A 15,449-nucleotide genomic window follows, 5' to 3' on the forward strand; every position below is an offset into this window, starting at 1 on the left:
TTGCGACCGCCGAGGCCGGCCATGGCCAGCTTCATGCAGCGGGCTGCGCCCTCGCCGGAGGGGGCGACCATGTCGTGGCCATCGGAATTGGCGGCGTAGCCGATGATCTCGCCATAGATCTTGGCCCCACGGGCCTTGGCGTGCTCGTACTCTTCCAGCACCAGGATCCCGGCCCCGCCGGCGATCACGAAGCCGTCGCGGTCCTGGTCATAGGCTCGGCTGGCCACGGCCGGCCGGTCGTTGAAGTTGGAGCTCATGGCGCCCATGGCGTCGAACAGGTTCGACAGCGTCCAGTCGAGCTCCTCCGTACCGCCGGCGAACACGATGTCCTGCTTGCCCATCTGGATCTGCTCATAGCCGACCCCGATGCAGTGGGCCGAGGTGGCGCAGGCCGAGGAGATCGAGAAATTCAGGCCGCGAATCTTGAACCAGGTGGAGAGCGTCGCCGAGGGGCCGGAGCTCATGGCCTTGGGCACCGCGAACGGACCGATGCGCTTGGGGCCCTTCTCGCGGGTCGTGGCGGCGGCCTCGACGATGGTGCGGGTCGAGGGCCCGCCGGAGCCTACGATCAGGCCGGTGCTTTCGGTGGAGACCTCGGACTCCTCAAGGCCGGAATCGGCGATCGCCTGCTCCATGGCGATGTGGCCATAGGCCGTGCCGGGGGCCAGGAACCGGGCGGCGCGCCGGTCAACCATGGATTCCCAGTCGATCTGGGGCGCGGCGTGGACCTGGCTGCGGAAGCCGAGCTCGGCGTAATCCGGCGCGGTGATGATCCCCGAGCGGGCTTCCCGCAACGCAGCCAGCACCTCGTTCGAATTATTGCCGATCGAGGAAACGATCCCCATTCCCGTGACGACGACACGACGCATGCTTTCCTCCCCGGATACCGGCTTCTACGGCCGTTGATAAAGTCCGACCCGAAGGTCTTCCGCCCAATAGATCGGGACGCCGTCGGCTTCCAGCACACCGTCGCCGATACCCATGACCAGACGGCGGTTGATCACCCGCTTCATCTCGATCTTGTAGGTCACCTTCTTGATGCTGGTGGTGACTTCGCCCCCGAACTTGACCTCGCCGCAGCCCAGGGCCCGACCGCGACCCTTGCCGCCGATCCAGCCCAGATAGAAGCCGACCAGTTGCCACAGGGCGTCGAGGCCCAGGCTGCCCGGCATGACCGGATCGCCGATGAAGTGGCAGTCGAAGAACCACAGGTCCGGATTGATGTCGTACTCGGCCTCGATATAACCCTTGCCGTGCGCTCCGCCCTCATCGGTGATCTTGATGATGCGATTGAACAGCAGCATCGGCGGGGCGGGCAGCTGGGCGTTGCCCGGCCCAAACATCTCGCCGCGCCCGCAGGCCAGCAGGTCCTCGAAGCTGTAGTGGTCCTTAGCCTTGGCGCCGGTGCTCATGTTCCGCTTTCTTCTGCCTTGGTCTGGTGGGGACGGCCCTAGCAGAGCCCGCCTCTGGGCTCAACGGCCCCAAATCGGTTCGGCGGGGCGCGCCGACGCGGGTTTCAGCCACATTGCGGCTTTTCGTCCGTACCCCACACGTCCGCCGCCGGCGCCCAGCCATTGGCCCCGTCGACCCGCAGTTTGCACCAGCCGGCCTTGTCGCAGCGGACCAGTATGGCCATGGCGCGCGCGTTCAACAGGGCGATGACATGGGATTCGGTCTTCGGGCTGCGGTGCAGGGGCAGGGGGGCGGCCTGCATGCGGATCACCATGCGCCGGCCGTCGGTGGTGCGCTTGTGCACCCAGGCCATGCCGCGCTCCGGATCACAGATGCGCCGCCACTCGGAATTCTCCGCCACCACCTGAACCGGCAGGCCGCGCACGTGATAGACCCACAAAAGCTTGTGATCGTCGCCTGGCCCGGAGCGGGCGTTGACCTCGTCGAACTTCAGCGAAACATAGCGTGGAACCGGCAGGCCCGATGGCGTCGGCCGGTCCGCGGGGGCCGCCTGGGCGGTCTGGCTCGCGAAAATGAGCACCGCCGTCAATTTCATCAGCGGTCCCGCACGTCGCACGTGCGTGTTCGCCTGTCCTTGGCCGTTCATGCCCCCTTTGCTAGAGGGTTGGGAAAGAAGGCGCCATAGGCGCTGATCCCAGGAACGCTCTTTTCGGAAGTCGCCGAACCGCCCATGGCCCCTCGCAAGCCGAAAGTCATCGTCACCCGCAAGCTCCCGGACGCCGTGGAGACGCGGATGCGCGAGCTCTTCGACACCGAACTGAACCTCGACGACGCCCCCATGACCCGGGCGGCGCTGCTCGACGCCGTCGGCCGCTGCGACGTCCTGTCGCCCACCATCACCGACCAGATCGACGCTGAGCTGATCGCCGCTGCAGTCGCTGGCGGGCGGCTGAAGCTGATCGCCAACTTCGGGGCCGGCGTCGACCACATCGACGTCGCCGCCGCGTCGGAGGCCGGGATCCTGGTCACCAACACCCCGGGCGTGCTCACCGAGGACACCGCCGACCTGACGCTCGCCCTGATGATGGCGGTCTCGCGCCGCATCGTGGAGGGGGCGAACCTCGCCCAGGCCGGCGACTTCAAGGGCTGGACCCCCACCTGGATGATGGGCCGCCGCATCACCGGCAAGCGGCTGGGCATCATCGGCATGGGCCGCATCGGCCAGGCCGTCGCCCGCCGGGCGCGCGCCTTCGGCATGTCGATCCACTATCATAACCGCAAGCCGGTCAGCCCGCGCATCGCCGAGGAGCTCGAGGCCACCTATTGGGAGAGCCTCGACCAGATGCTGGCCCGGATGGACATCATCTCGGTCAACTGCCCGCACACCCCGGCCACCTACCACCTGTTGTCAGGGCGCCGGCTGAAGCTGCTTCAGCCTCACGCCATACTGGTCAACACCGCGCGCGGTGAGATCATCGATGAGAGCGCTCTGGCCGAGGGTCTGGCCAAGGGCGAGATCGGCGGGGCGGGCCTGGACGTGTTCGAGTTCGAGCCGGCGATCAATCCCAAGCTCCTGAAGCTGCCCAACGCCGTGCTGCTGCCACACCTCGGCTCGGCGACGGTCGAGGGGCGCATCGACATGGGCGAAAAGGTGATCATCAATATCAAGACCTGGATGGATGGCCACCGGCCCCCCGACCGGGTGCTGACGGCGATGCTCTGACGACGGTCAGGAAGTCATCACCATCTTCAGCGCCCCGGCCTCGCGGGCGTCGAACATCCGATAGGCCTCGGCGCCCTCCGACAGCGGCATTTCGTGGGTGATGTGGCGTTCCGGCTTCAACTTGCCGGCCTGGATCAGCGGGATCAGCTCCGGCCACCAGCGGGGCACGGAACAGGTGCCGATCCGGAAGGTGACGTTCTTCATGAATGACACCCCCATGGGGAAGTCGAAGCTGCGGCTCTGATTGACCCCGATCACCGAGACCGTGCCCATGCGGCCGGCGATCTTCAGCGAGAGCGCGATGGAGGCGTCGGCGCCGACCGCCTCGACCACGGACTCGCACATCTCCCCATGGGTCGCCTCGGCGATCTGGGCCTGGGCGTCCTTGGCGTCCAGCGCTATGGCCCCCAGGGATGCGGCGATGGCCCGGCGCTCGGGCACCAGGTCGATGGCGAACACCCGCGCCGCCCCCAGTACGAAGGCGCCCTCCACCGCCAGCAGGCCGATCGGCCCCAGCCCCACCACCGCCACGGTCGCGCCCGGGCGGATGTCGGCATGGCGCAGGCCGTGCCAGGCGGTGGGCAGGTTGTCGGTCAACATCAGGGCCTGGTCTTCGGTCAGGCCCTCGGGGATCTTGGCGACATTGAAGTCGGCGGCCGGCACTCGGATCGCCTCGGCCTGGCAGCCTTCCAGCTTATGGGACAGGCCGTAGCATGAGGCGGCATGGTTGGCGCAGCGGTTGATCTCGCCGGCCAGGCACGACGCGCAGGCCCCGCAGCCCACGGCGGCCGACAGCATCACCTTGTCGCCGGGCTTCAGCTGCTTGACGCCCCGCCCCACCTCGACGACCTCGCCCACCGCCTCATGGCCGACACAGAAGCCGAAGTCGGCGGAAAAGCCGTGGCCCTGATAGATGTGCAGGTCCGAGCCGCAGATGCCGCACTTGCTCATCCGCACGATGGCGTCGCGGTCGTCGGCGAGCTCCGGATCGGGGAAGCTCTCGAAGCGGATGTCCCGCGCGCCCTGGTACAACAACGCCTTCATGGTCTTGTCTCTCCCCGTTTGGGGCATCGGACGACGCTGACCCGGCGGGCGTCAAGCGGTGGCTGAGGCCCTCGCCCCGTTTATGGGGATAGGGGGCGCCGACCTGGGTTCATCCTCCGCACACCGGACACGCCGGATCGGCCCCGATCTTCACCGTCCGGGTCTGGGCCGTCAGGCCGTCATAGATCAGCAGCCGCCCGCCCAGCGGCGACCCTGCCCCGGTGATCAGCTTGATCGCCTCCAGCGCCATCATTGACCCAACCACCCCGGCCAAGGCCCCGATCACGCCCACCGCCTGGCAGGTCTCGGCGTCCGGCGGGATTTCCGGCACGAGGCAGCGATAGCAGGGCTGGCCATGGAACACCCCGACCTGGCCGGTCCAGCGGCCGATGGCCCCGGAGACCAGCGGCTTGTCCTGGGCGACGCAGGCGGCGTTGACCGCGAACCGCACGCCGAAGTCGTCGGTGCCGTCCAGCACCAGATCGACCCCGGCGGTGAAGGCCTTGGCGTTCTCGGCCGACAGGGCGACCTGGCGGGTCTCGATTCGGACGTGCGGATTCAAGGCGAGCAAATGCTCACATGCCGCTTCAACCTTCGGGCGACCGAGATCGCCGCCCGAATAGATCACCTGCCGCTGCAGATTGGAGCGGTCGACCACATCGGGGTCGGCGAGCACCAGGGTCCCGACCCCGGCGGCGGCCAGATAGAGGGCGGCGGGCGCCCCCAGCCCGCCCATGCCGACGATCAGCACCTTGGCGGCCTTCAGCTTCTGCTGGCCTGGACCGCCCACCTCGCGCAGCACCAGGTGGCGGGCGTAGCGCTCGACCTCGTCATCGGAAAACGCCATGCGTCTTGACCTCGCCCTGTCGCCTGCTCACATCGCGGCCATGTCGCAGACCAATTCATTTCCGGACTGGCACGGGACCACCATCCTGGCCGTGTCCAAGAACGGCAAGACCGTCATAGCCGGCGACGGTCAGGTGTCCATGGGCCCAACCATCGTCAAGGGCAACGCGCGCAAGGTCCGCCGGCTGTCCGGGGGCAAGGTGCTGGCCGGCTTCGCCGGGGCCACCGCCGACGCCTTCACCCTGATCGAGCGGTTGGAGGCCAAGCTGGAGCAGTATCCCGACCAGCTGGCGCGGGCCTGCGTCGACCTGGCCAAGGACTGGCGGACCGACCGCTATCTGCGCCGGCTCGAGGCCATGCTGCTGGTCGCCGACCAGGACAACATCTTCACCGTCACCGGGGTCGGCGACGTGCTGGAGCCGGAAACCGGCTGCGCGGCCATCGGCTCGGGCGGCAACTACGCCCTGGCCGCGGCCCTGGCCCTGATGGACGGCGACCTCGACGCCGAGGCCCTGGCCCGCAAGGCCATGGGCATAGCCGCCAGGATCTGCGTCTACACCAATGGCGAGCTGACGGTTGAGAGCCTCGGGTGAGCGAGCCGCTCAGTCCCGAACGCGCGATCTATGGCGGCTATCTGCGGGTCCGCCTGCCGGTCCGGCTGACCATGATGGGCATATTGTGGACGCCAGTCCTGGCCTTTGGCATGGGCGCCTTCCGCAGCCACATCGCTCTCAGCCTCGCCGCCGTGGCGGCGGCGGTCGCGGCCGGCGCACTCACCCGCGCCATCGCTGTTCCGCTCTGGCGGCGCTGGGCCTACGCCGGCGTCGCCGACATCGCCGAGCTCAAGCGCCAGGCCATCGCCGGCCGGCTGATCTTTCCCGACGGTCACTGGATCACTCGCCTGGAGCTGGCGCCGCCGGCCCTGAGCGCCGAACTCGCCCGCTTGGAAGCCGCCCAGGCGGGGCGCATGATCGGCGGATGAGCCGTTCCGCCATCCTCGCTGTCGCCCTGGCGCTCGCCGCGCCCGCAGCCTTCGCCAAGCCTGCGCCCGCCGACCCCGCCCAGGTGGTCGCGGCCGAGCACGCCTTCGCCGCCGACGGCCTGGCGATGGGGATCAAGCAGAGCTTCCTGAAATGGTCGGCGCCCGAGGCGATCCTGTTCGCCCCTGATCCGGTCAAGGCCCACGACCTCTACGGCCCTCGGCCCGACCGGCCGGGCAAGCCCCTGGTCTGGTGGCCGGTCTGGGCGGGAATCGCGCGCTCCGGCGATCTCGGCTTCACCTCAGGGCCCTCGACCTATGACGGCCAGCCCAACGCCTGGTACTTCACCGTCTGGTCGCGCCAGGCCGACGGCGGCTGGAAGTGGATCTATGACGGCGGCGTCGACGCCGACCTCAGCCACGCCCCGCCTCAAGGGTCGGCGCCGGTCTATTTCGCCCCGGCCACGGGCCCCTCGCTCTATCCGGAGCACGCCTGGAGCCAGGTGAAGACCGCCGAGGCCGCCCTGGCGGTCAAGGCCCATGACGATCTCGCCGCCGCCTACGCCCCGGTGCTGACGCGCCAGACCCGCATGCAGGGCTCTCCTGCCGCGCCGGCGACCACGCCGGACGCCGTGCAGGCCGAGCTCGCCGCCCGCGCCAAGGCCATGGACTTTGCGCCCCTGGGCGGTTCGACCTCGATGGCCGGCGACCTCGCCTGGACCTATGGCGACGCCCATTGGGCCGCCAAGGACGGGCCCGCCCGGGGCCACTATGTCCGGGTCTGGCGCCACGACCGGGCCGGCTGGCGGCTGGTCTTCGACCAGATTCTCGCGGTCCCGGCGCCTAAGCCCTGAGGCGAGGGGTCTTGATTTCGCCCGGCCACCCTATCTATCGGGCGTCATGACCGAGTTTTCCCCCCGCGAAATCGTTTCCGAGCTCGACCGCTACATCGTCGGTCACACCGAGGCCAAGAAGGCCGTGGCCGTGGCCCTGCGCAACCGCTGGCGCCGCCGCCGGGTCGAGGGGCCGCTGCGCGACGAGGTCACGCCCAAGAACATCCTGCTGATCGGCCCCACAGGCGTCGGCAAGACCGAGATCGCGCGCCGCCTGGCCAAGCTCGCCCAGGCGCCCTTCCTCAAGGTCGAGGCCACCAAGTTCACCGAGGTCGGCTATGTCGGCCGCGACGTCGACCAGATCGTCCGCGACCTGGTGGAGATCGCCCTGGCCATGGTCCGCGAGCGCCGCCGCGCCGGGGTCCGCGCCCGGGCCGAGGGTGCGGCGGAGGAGCGCATCCTCGACGCCCTGACCGGCCCCGGCTCCACTGCCGCCCGCGAGAGCTTCCGCAAGAAGCTGCGGGCCGGCGAGCTGGACGACAAGGAGATCGAGCTGACCCTGGCCGACACCGGGGGCGGCATGCCGATGTTCGAGGTCCCCGGCCAGCCGGGCGCCCAGATGGGCATGCTCAATCTGTCGGAGATGATGGGCAAGGCCTTCGGCGGCCGCACCAAGGCTCACAAGACCACGGTCAAGGCCGCCTGGGCCCCGCTGATCGCCGAGGAAAGCGACAAGCTGGTCGACCAGGAGGCGCTGACCCAGGAGGCCATCGATCTGGCCGAGAACAACGGCATCGTCTTCATCGACGAGATCGACAAGGTGGCCAGCCGCGCCGACCGGGCCGGCGGCGCCGACGTCTCCCGCGAGGGGGTGCAGCGCGACCTGCTGCCGCTGATCGAGGGCACGACCGTCTCCACCAAGTACGGGCCGGTGAAGACCGACCACGTGCTGTTCATCGCCTCGGGGGCCTTCCATGTCGCCAAGCCCTCGGACCTGCTGCCCGAGCTTCAGGGCCGGCTGCCGATCCGGGTGGAGCTCAAGGCGCTCACTCGTGACGACTTCCGCCGCATCCTCACCGAGCCGGAGGCCAACCTCATCCGCCAGCAGCAGGCCTTGCTGGCCACCGAGGGCGTGACGCTCACCTTCACCGACGAGGCCATCGAGGCCCTGGCCGACGCCGCCGTCACGGTGAACGGCGCGGTCGAGAACATCGGCGCGCGGCGGCTGCAGACCGTGATGGAAAAGGTGCTGGAGGAGATCAGCTTCACCGCCTCTGACCGCTCCGGCGAGACCGTGGTGATCGACGCGGCCACCGTGAAGGCCCGGGTCGGGGACCTGGCCCAGAACACCGACTTGAGCCGGTTTATTCTCTAGCGCCGCCCCTTCACCACCGCGCCTTGCGGGCGTCCTGGATCGCGCCCTGCAGGGCGCGGGCGAACTCGGCCCGCTCAAGCGGGCTCAAAGCGGCGGCGACCCGCGCTTCCTTGCCGGACAGGCCCAGGCGCACGTCCACGGCCTGGTCGTCCTCGGTCAAGACCGAGACCCGGGTGAAGGCGGTGGGGCTTTCCCACACCACCCTCGACCACTTGGGCGTCTCGTGGGTCACCCGCACCTTGCGGTCGGTGACCTGCACCCGCTCGATCTGACGGCCAGAGGCGAAGCTGGCCAGGAAGGCGACCAGCACCGCCAGGACATCGAGCCCCAGGAACAGCGGCACGAAATAGGCGCCCATGGCCAGGAACACCGCCGCCGAGCAGCAGTTGAGGAAGGTGACGATGGAGATCAATATGATGAACCCCCGCTCCGACAGGGATCGGTGCGGGCGAATCTCAGCGTCCATGAAGACCATGTCGTCCATGCCGCCACCATCTTAGCCGCAAACCGCGCCCAGCGGAATCTCCCTGGCTTGGCGAAGCGGCCCGATCCGCGCCATGGTCGCCCCATGCCCCGCGCCCCCGCCAAAGCCGCCCCCAAGCCGAAACCCAAAGCCAAGGCGGGACCCCGGGCGCGCGCCAAGGTGCGGAAGATCAGTCCGGCCGAACAGGCCCGGGTGGAGGAGATCTTCCACCGCTTCCTGGCCGAGACCGACGATCCGCGCACCGAGCTCAGCTATGACAGCCCCTATGCCCTGGTGGTGGCCGTGGCGCTGTCGGCCCAGGCCACGGACGTCCAGGTCAACAAGGCCACGGTGAAGCTGTTCGCCGCCGCCGATACGCCCCAGGCCATGCTGGCGCTCGGGGAAGAGGGACTGATCCCCTATATCGCCTCGATCGGCCTGTTCCGCACCAAGGCGAAGAACGTGATCGCGGCGGCCCGGATCATCATTGAGCAGCATGGCGGCGAGGTCCCGCTGACCCGCGAAGCACTCCAGGCCCTGCCCGGGGTCGGGCGCAAGACCGCCAGCGTGGTGCTGAACGAACTGCGCATCGAGCCGGCCATCGCCGTCGACACCCATGTGTTCCGGCTCGCCCACCGCCTGGGCCTGGCCTTCGGCAAGACCCCAGACCAGGTCGAGGCCGAGCTGATGGCCCTGGTCCCGGCGCCCTATCTGGTCCGCGCCCACCACTGGCTGATCCTGCATGGCCGCTATGTCTGCGTGGCGCGGCGGCCCAGGTGCGAGGACTGCCTGATCGCCGATCTCTGCCCCTCCCGGGGCCAGGCGGCCTGACCCATGGCCGACCGCCTGCCGCTCAACGGTCTGAGGGTGTTCGAGGCCGCCGCCCGGCTGGGCAGTTTCCTGCGCGCCGCCGAGGAGCTCGCCATCACCCCGGGCGCGGTCAGCCGCCAGATCAAGGGTCTGGAGATCGAACTGGGCGTGCGCCTGTTTGAGCGCTTCAACCGCGCCGTCCGCCTGACCGAGGCCGGGGCGACCCTGGCGATCGGGGTGCGCCAGGGCATGGGGGTCATGGCCCAGGCTGTGGACCAGGCCCGCACCCGCCGCGACGCCCCCGTGGTGATCTCCGCCACCCCGTCCCTGGCCGTCCGCTGGCTGGCCCCACGCCTGCATCGGTTCCAGGAGCGCCATCCCCAGATCGATATCCGGGTCTCGGCCAGCGACATCGCCGTCGACCTGGCCCGCGACGGGGTGGATATCGCCCTGCGCTATGGCAAGGGCCCCTATGCGGGGCTCAGCGCTGTCGCCCTGGCCAGCGCCAGCCTGTTCCCGGTCTGCACCCCGGCCTTCGCCGCCCAGGCGGGGTTGAAGACCCCCGCCGATCTCACCCGGGTCAGCCTGATGCAGGACATCAACGCCTTCGGGGAAGAGCCGGCCTGGTCCGACTGGCTGGCCGCCGCCGGGGTGGAGGGGGCGGCTGACGAGCGCGGGGCGCGGTTCTCCAACACCTATCTGACCCTCGAGGCGGTGGTGGCCGGGCGCGGCGTGGCCCTGGCCCACCAGGCCCTGGTGATGGACGACCTGGCCAGCGGCCGGCTGGTCCGGCCCTTCGATCTGGCGCTGACCAGCCCCGCCCGCTACTGGACCCTCAGCCTGCCCGAACGGACTGATCTGCCCAATATTCGCCGGTTCCGGACCTGGCTCCTGGCCCAGGCCGAGGCGGACGGCCTGCGCGATTTCGCGTGATCTGAGCTCAACTGAAGGGCGGGCTTCTCGTTTGTCCGCAGTCGCTCGAAAGCGCCCTATGCCGGGGTCAACCCCCGCCTTGGAGCGCCCCGATGACCCTCGCCTGTCCCGCCGTCACACCCCGTCCCGTCAAGGGTTTGGCCGAGAAGATCGCCTTCTGGACCATCCTCGCCTTCCTGCTTGGCCTGCCCATTTTCCTGGAGGTGATGGTCGCCCTGAGAACCGGCTTCCAGTGAAACCGAACGTGGCGCGCCGGACTGCGCCATTCCGTCGCGGACGACCCTGGGTTGGTCCGTTAACCCGCAAGGCCTAGGCTCTCCCCGTTCCGTGGGAGAACGCAGACGCCATGACCGCCGCCCTCGCCGCGGATGCCGAGTGGGCGCAGATCTTCACGGATCGGCGTCGCAGCCTGCCCTTCCGGGTGGGCATCTGCGTATTGGCCGGCGTCACCATCGGCGCCTTTGTCGACATTCGGCTCGTGGTCCTGTGGCTCGGCCTGTTCCTGGCCATGCAAGGGGTGGAGTGGGCGCTGGGCGACCGGGTCCGCACCCGCTGGATCGGCGCCGGCGTCCTCCTGATCACCAACGCGGTCATCGGCGCCCCAGTGCTGGTCGAGATCCAGACCTTCGGCGTCTGGGGCGCGGTGGTGGCCATCGCGCTCCTGGCCGGAACCCTGACCATCGGGGCGGCCGGCGCCCGCAGTTCGGGCCTGGCCTATCTGATGGTGCTGATCCCCAGCGCCGTCTATCTCGCCCTCATCCCCTGGTTCGCCTGGCGGCAAGGGGCGACGGGGCGCGATGTCTTCCTGATGGCGGTCAATGACCCGCTGCTGGTCATGTCCTCCTTCGTGGCCTGGCGGGCCTCGGCTCGCGCCCTGCTGGGCGAGGCCGCCGCCAGGGCCCGGGCCGAGCGGGCCGACGAGGCCAAGTCGGCCTTCGTGGCCCTGGTCGGCCACGAACTGCGCACTCCGATCTCGGCCATGCTGGCCGGGGTGGCCGAGGCCGGCAAGGCCCGGAGCCCGGCGGAAGCCGCCGCCCATCTGCGGCTGATCGACGACGCCGGGCGGATGATGCGCACCCTGCTCAATGACCTGCTCGACCTCTCCAAGCTGGAGGCGGGCCGCCTGGCCGTGGTCTGCGAACCCTTCGATCCGCGCCGCCTGCTGGCCGAGACCGAGGCCTTCTGGGCGCCCGAGGCCCGCGCCCGGGGCCTGGGCTTCGAGGTCGTGGGCGCCGCAGCCCTGCCGCCGGCCCTGCTCGGCGACGGAGTGCGGATCCGCCAGATCCTCAACAACCTGTTGTCCAACGCGCTCAAGTTCACCACCGATGGCGCAGTCACCCTGGTCGTGACGGTCACGCCCGGCGCCGACACCGCGCTCCAGCTTGGCCTGACGGTGATCGACACCGGCCCGGGCCTGACGGCGGACCAGGCCCAGGGCCTGTTCAATCCCTTCCACCAGGCCCATGCCGGGGTGGCCCGCACCCACGGCGGCACGGGTCTCGGCCTCAGCATCAGCCGCGACCTGGCCCGGCTGATGGCCGGCGACCTGACCCTGGCGACCCGTCCGGGCGAGGGCTGCGCCTTCACCTTCACCGCCCCCTTCGCCGCCGCCCCGCCGCTGGAGGCGGTCGACGTCGTCGCCCGCCCGCCCGCCGGTCTGCGCATCCTGCTGGCCGACGACCACGAGGTGAACCGCCGGGCCTTCGCCCTGATGCTGGGCCCGGTCGCCGCCGAGCTGGTCTGCGTGGCGGATGGCGAGGCGGCCCTGCGCGCCGCCAATGACGGCGATTTCGACCTGATCCTGCTGGACCTCAACATGCCGCGCATGGGCGGGCTGGAAGCCGCCCGCCTGCTCACCGCCCGAACCGGCGGCCCGCCGATCCTGGCGCTTACCGCCTCTGTGGCCTGCGAGGACATCGCCGCCTGCACCGCCGCCGGCATGGTCGGCTTCATCGCCAAGCCGGTCGAGCCGGCCGAACTCTACGCCGCCATCGAGGCGGCGCTCGCGGCCTGAAGGTTTCCGCCCCCTGCGGACGCGCCGAGAATGTCGCTTGACGATCTCGTCGCGCGGGCGCGTGATCACGCTTCCGTGATCGGAGGGCGCCATGCGCTTCCAAGGGCTTCTGCTGTGCCTGACCCTGCTGCTCGGCGGCTGTAACCGGGTCTATTCCCACCAGCCGCTGTTCCATGACGCGACGGGTCTGCCGGCTATCCGTACGGGGAATTGGCGGGCAATAGACCCTGACCCCACGACCGACCCGTCCGACGGTCGTATCCTGATCCGTCCGGGCGGGCGGCTCTTGATCATCGACGAGGACGGGAGCCGGACGCAGCTACGTCTGTTCCCCGGCGATCCGCTGATCCTCCAGACTCGGGCTTCCAAGGCCCGGGGTGGCCCAGGCTATTTCTACTACGGCGTCCGCATCCACGCCCGCAACGCCCTGGGCCAGGCGACGCGCCTCAGTTTCTGGCCGGTGGATTGCGGGCCCCCTCCGCCCACGGTTCCGGACGGCGCTCCGCAACAATGGGTGACGGCCGCGCCCTATCCCGGCCTGCTTCCCGATGGCGACAACTGCCTGGCCTGGGCCCCGGAGGCGGTCCGCAATGCTGCGCGCGCCAGCGAGCGTCAGGAAGAGGCGACCGATCTGGTCTGGAAGCCGTGAAGCCGGTCAGGGCCCCGCCCGCACCGGTGCGCTGACGTCGCAGACGCTGAAGTCGGCGCCCCTGGCTTTGCGGACCTTGGCGACAAGGGCGGCGAAGGCCGGGCCTTTTTCGTTCATCACCATCAGCTTCGGCCGCTCGGCGGGCGGCAGGTCCGAGGCCACCCGCACCCGGATCATCTTGTCCGGGTTGGCCGGCGGCTCGCCGACCGCCACGGCGCGCACCACGTCCAGGCCCGACACCACCTGGCCCCAGACCGTGTAGTCGCGGTCGAGCCGGCGGCTGGCGTCGCGCATGAGGAAGATCTCGCTATTGGCGCTGCCAGGCGCCTCCTGGCGGCCCATGCCGGCGGTCCCGGGGCAATAGGCGCCCCAGGCGCGCAGCTTGCCGTCCTTGGATCGGGCCAGTTCAGATGGGGCGACCATCTCCACCGGGCTCGACCCGATGAAGCCCGAGGTTCCGTCACTGGCCCGGCGTGCGACGGCGAGGTCGGAGGGCGCGAGGCGGAAGGTGAACTCCGGCGCCAGGTCCGGGTGGCCCGAGACCCCGCCGTCGTGATTGTTCGGATTGCCGGTCTGGTCGACGAAATGGTCGATCACCCGGTGGAAGAGAAGGCCGTCATAGACCCCCTCGCGGGCGAGAAGCTTGATCCGCTCGACGCCCAGCGGTGCGAAGTCGGGCCGCATCTCCACCACCACCCGGCCCTTGGTCGTGTCGATCACCAGGGTCTGGGCGGGATCGAGCGGCCGCCAGTCGGCCGGAGCGGCGGCGATCAGCGGCAGGGCGGCGAGGGCGGCGAGGAGGGTGCGCATGGGAGGAGCTTGGCCCGCTCGGCGACCCGTGCGCAACTATCCTCTCCTGAAGCCCCGAGCGCGCGATGGGCATGAACCTCGCCCACCCCCGGCTTCTGGAACCCATGGTCGTGGCCGAGGGTGCGAATGTCAGGATCCGAGCGCGAGTCCATCGGCTGGCAATGAACGTTGTGGACCTTGTCAGCCTGTCCGGCGAGCGTGTGATTCAGGCTCCCGGCGCGACAGCCAAGATCACTGCGCTCTTGGTGTTTTCATGAGTCAAGGTCGCGACCTTGCCCGTCCGATCGGCCAACAGCCTCATGAAATCCGACAACGCCTCTAACTCGGCGGGCCCTTGGACCTCACGGGGGTCCAGATCAAACTCGATCTCTTCCTCGTCGAAGAAATGGCTCTTCAGCCCAACATGTCCAACTTCTAGTCTAAGTAAGGGGGCTGACAGGGCGCGTTGTTCAAACAGGGATTTGACGCTGACAGGCATGGGAGCCGGCTTTCCGTCGATGTAGAAGGTCGGGCTTGGAGATAGCCGCGCCAGCGCGTCAAGCACTCGCTGCCAATCATCGACGGTCGCGCCAACGACATAGATGTCGCGCCACGATCCATCCCATTCGAACTCCGAGACGACATCTTTCCAGTTCATAGGCCATCTAGGCAGCTTGGCCGTGCACCACCAACCCCCGCAATCCACCCATCCCCTGCCATCCAGCGACCGCCCGTCGTCACCAGGGCACAGTCCGTCCCCGATAGTCGAGGTATCGCAGCCCGGCCTGGCCCTCGGCGGCGATCAGCACCTCCACGAGGCTTGGCACGCTGTCCGCGAGGGTCAGGGGCGCGTCCGGGCCGCCGAGATCGGTGCGGACCCAGCCTGGCGCCATCAAGACCATGGCCCGCGTCCCGTCCGCATGGCGCGCCGCGAAGCTGCGCATGAAGGTGTTCAGGGCCGCCTTGCTGCCCCGGTAGAGCTCACGCTTCCCTTGAGTGTTGTTGGCGACGCTCCCTTGGCCCGACGACATCACCCCGATCGTCCCCGTGGGGGTCACGAGGTCCTGGAGCGCCTCGACGACCCGCATCGGGCTCAGGGCGTTGGTCACCATCACCCGGACGAATTCGTCGGTGTCGACCTCGGCGAGGCTCTGGTTCGGGTGGGCGTTGGCCACCCCGGCGTTCACGAACAGCAGGTCAAAGCGCCGCCCCGCCAGCCGGGCGCGCAGCGCCGCGATCTCATCCGGTACATTGATATCGACCGTCTCGATCTCGAGGTGGGCCGGACGCTTGGCCGCCAGCTCATGCAGGGCGGTCCGCCTTCCGGCCCGGACCGTCCCGACCGCGTTCCAGCCGCGCTCCAGAAAGGTCTCGACCATGGCGAGGCCAAGCCCTCGCGAGGCGGCTATGATCAGGACGGTCTTGGTCACGGCGGGATGGGGCATGTCGCGTCTTCCTGGGATCGGTGGGGTGGGATGGATCATGCGGAACCGCCAGATAGGGCGGAAGACGCATCATATGCATTGAACAGCTGCGTCAGACGCCATCTATGGACGAGGCCTATGCGCCGCCGCGCCA

19 protein-coding genes are annotated in these 15,449 nt (G+C 69.3%); 10 read left to right on the forward strand and 9 right to left on the reverse strand.

What is annotated here, in order from left to right:
* The 3 genes from Q7P21_RS13005 to Q7P21_RS13015 all read right to left on the reverse strand — a co-directional run.
* A partial coding sequence (locus Q7P21_RS13005; RefSeq protein WP_304177401.1) for a beta-ketoacyl synthase N-terminal-like domain-containing protein occupies positions 1–869 on the reverse strand: 869 nt, incomplete at its 3' end.
* Between the two features lie 24 nt (positions 870–893).
* Complete coding sequence (gene fabA, locus Q7P21_RS13010; RefSeq protein WP_304169631.1) at positions 894–1,412, reverse strand: 3-hydroxyacyl-[acyl-carrier-protein] dehydratase FabA; 519 nt, start codon at positions 1,410–1,412, stop codon at positions 894–896.
* Positions 1,413–1,516: 104 nt separating this feature from the next.
* Positions 1,517–2,008, reverse strand: a complete 492-nt coding sequence (locus tag Q7P21_RS13015) for an SH3 domain-containing protein (protein WP_304169634.1) — start codon at positions 2,006–2,008, stop codon at positions 1,517–1,519.
* A gap of 135 nt (positions 2,009–2,143) precedes the next feature.
* Between Q7P21_RS13015 and Q7P21_RS13020 the strand changes: the two genes are divergently transcribed.
* Positions 2,144–3,136 (forward strand): D-glycerate dehydrogenase, encoded by a 993-nt coding sequence (locus Q7P21_RS13020; protein ID WP_304169636.1) that lies wholly within the window; start codon positions 2,144–2,146, stop codon positions 3,134–3,136.
* A gap of 6 nt (positions 3,137–3,142) precedes the next feature.
* On the opposite strand, the gene Q7P21_RS13025 is transcribed toward Q7P21_RS13020, so the two are convergent.
* Together Q7P21_RS13025 and Q7P21_RS13030 are read right to left on the reverse strand one after the other, a co-directional pair.
* Positions 3,143–4,180 (reverse strand): alcohol dehydrogenase family protein, encoded by a 1,038-nt coding sequence (locus tag Q7P21_RS13025; protein ID WP_304177402.1) that lies wholly within the window; start codon positions 4,178–4,180, stop codon positions 3,143–3,145.
* A 109-nt stretch (positions 4,181–4,289) separates the two neighbouring features.
* Positions 4,290–5,027, reverse strand: a complete 738-nt coding sequence (locus Q7P21_RS13030) for a molybdopterin-synthase adenylyltransferase MoeB (RefSeq protein WP_304169641.1) — start codon at positions 5,025–5,027, stop codon at positions 4,290–4,292.
* Between the two features lie 40 nt (positions 5,028–5,067).
* Here Q7P21_RS13030 and hslV point away from each other — a divergent pair, with 40 nt between their 5' ends.
* From hslV to hslU, 4 genes are read left to right on the forward strand one after another with little or no spacing between them, the layout of a single operon-like run.
* Positions 5,068–5,619 (forward strand): ATP-dependent protease subunit HslV, encoded by a 552-nt coding sequence (gene hslV, locus Q7P21_RS13035; RefSeq protein WP_304177418.1) that lies wholly within the window; start codon positions 5,068–5,070, stop codon positions 5,617–5,619.
* Positions 5,616–6,008: a hypothetical protein gene (locus Q7P21_RS13040; RefSeq protein ID WP_304169644.1), complete on the forward strand. Its 393-nt coding sequence runs from the start codon at positions 5,616–5,618 to the stop codon at positions 6,006–6,008. Before hslV ends, Q7P21_RS13040 begins: the two co-directional genes overlap by 4 nt.
* Positions 6,005–6,859 (forward strand): DUF4440 domain-containing protein, encoded by an 855-nt coding sequence (locus Q7P21_RS13045; protein WP_304177404.1) that lies wholly within the window; start codon positions 6,005–6,007, stop codon positions 6,857–6,859. The genes Q7P21_RS13040 and Q7P21_RS13045 overlap by 4 nt, the downstream gene beginning before the upstream one ends.
* A gap of 46 nt (positions 6,860–6,905) precedes the next feature.
* Positions 6,906–8,213, forward strand: a complete 1,308-nt coding sequence (gene hslU, locus Q7P21_RS13050; protein WP_304169648.1) for an ATP-dependent protease ATPase subunit HslU — start codon at positions 6,906–6,908, stop codon at positions 8,211–8,213.
* Between the two features lie 10 nt (positions 8,214–8,223).
* Here the strand turns inward: hslU and Q7P21_RS13055 are convergent, their stop codons facing one another.
* Positions 8,224–8,697, reverse strand: coding sequence for a DUF2244 domain-containing protein (locus Q7P21_RS13055; protein WP_304169650.1), 474 nt, complete (start codon positions 8,695–8,697; stop codon positions 8,224–8,226).
* Between the two features lie 84 nt (positions 8,698–8,781).
* On the opposite strand from Q7P21_RS13055, the gene nth reads away from it, so the two are divergent.
* From nth to Q7P21_RS13080, 5 genes are all read left to right on the forward strand, one after another.
* Positions 8,782–9,507 carry an endonuclease III gene (gene nth, locus Q7P21_RS13060; protein WP_304177406.1) on the forward strand — a complete coding sequence of 242 codons (726 nt, stop codon included), beginning with the start codon at positions 8,782–8,784 and terminating at the stop codon, positions 9,505–9,507.
* Positions 9,508–9,510: 3 nt separating this feature from the next.
* Positions 9,511–10,419, forward strand: coding sequence for a transcriptional regulator GcvA (gcvA, locus tag Q7P21_RS13065; protein WP_304169654.1), 909 nt, complete (start codon positions 9,511–9,513; stop codon positions 10,417–10,419).
* Positions 10,420–10,511: 92 nt separating this feature from the next.
* Positions 10,512–10,655 (forward strand): hypothetical protein, encoded by a 144-nt coding sequence (locus Q7P21_RS13070; protein WP_304169657.1) that lies wholly within the window; start codon positions 10,512–10,514, stop codon positions 10,653–10,655.
* A gap of 110 nt (positions 10,656–10,765) precedes the next feature.
* On the forward strand, positions 10,766–12,433 hold the full coding sequence (locus Q7P21_RS13075; RefSeq protein ID WP_304177408.1) for an ATP-binding protein: 1,668 nt from the start codon (positions 10,766–10,768) through the stop codon (positions 12,431–12,433).
* Between the two features lie 91 nt (positions 12,434–12,524).
* On the forward strand, positions 12,525–13,082 hold the full coding sequence (locus Q7P21_RS13080; RefSeq protein WP_304177410.1) for a hypothetical protein: 558 nt from the start codon (positions 12,525–12,527) through the stop codon (positions 13,080–13,082).
* 6 nt (positions 13,083–13,088) lie between these two features.
* Here the strand turns inward: Q7P21_RS13080 and Q7P21_RS13085 are convergent, their stop codons facing one another.
* The 3 genes from Q7P21_RS13085 to Q7P21_RS13095 all read right to left on the reverse strand — a co-directional run bounded on the left by Q7P21_RS13085 (position 13,089) and on the right by Q7P21_RS13095 (position 15,316).
* Positions 13,089–13,892 (reverse strand): peptidylprolyl isomerase, encoded by an 804-nt coding sequence (locus tag Q7P21_RS13085; RefSeq protein ID WP_304177412.1) that lies wholly within the window; start codon positions 13,890–13,892, stop codon positions 13,089–13,091.
* A gap of 205 nt (positions 13,893–14,097) precedes the next feature.
* Positions 14,098–14,529 (reverse strand): hypothetical protein, encoded by a 432-nt coding sequence (locus Q7P21_RS13090; protein ID WP_304177414.1) that lies wholly within the window; start codon positions 14,527–14,529, stop codon positions 14,098–14,100.
* Between the two features lie 79 nt (positions 14,530–14,608).
* Entirely contained in the window at positions 14,609–15,316 is a 708-nt protein-coding gene (locus tag Q7P21_RS13095) for an SDR family NAD(P)-dependent oxidoreductase (protein ID WP_304177416.1), read from the reverse strand.
* Positions 15,317–15,449 lie beyond the last annotated feature (133 nt).

It is taken from the genome of Phenylobacterium aquaticum (assembly GCF_947378715.1).
GTDB classification, from domain to species: Bacteria; Pseudomonadota; Alphaproteobacteria; order Caulobacterales; family Caulobacteraceae; genus Phenylobacterium; species Phenylobacterium aquaticum_A.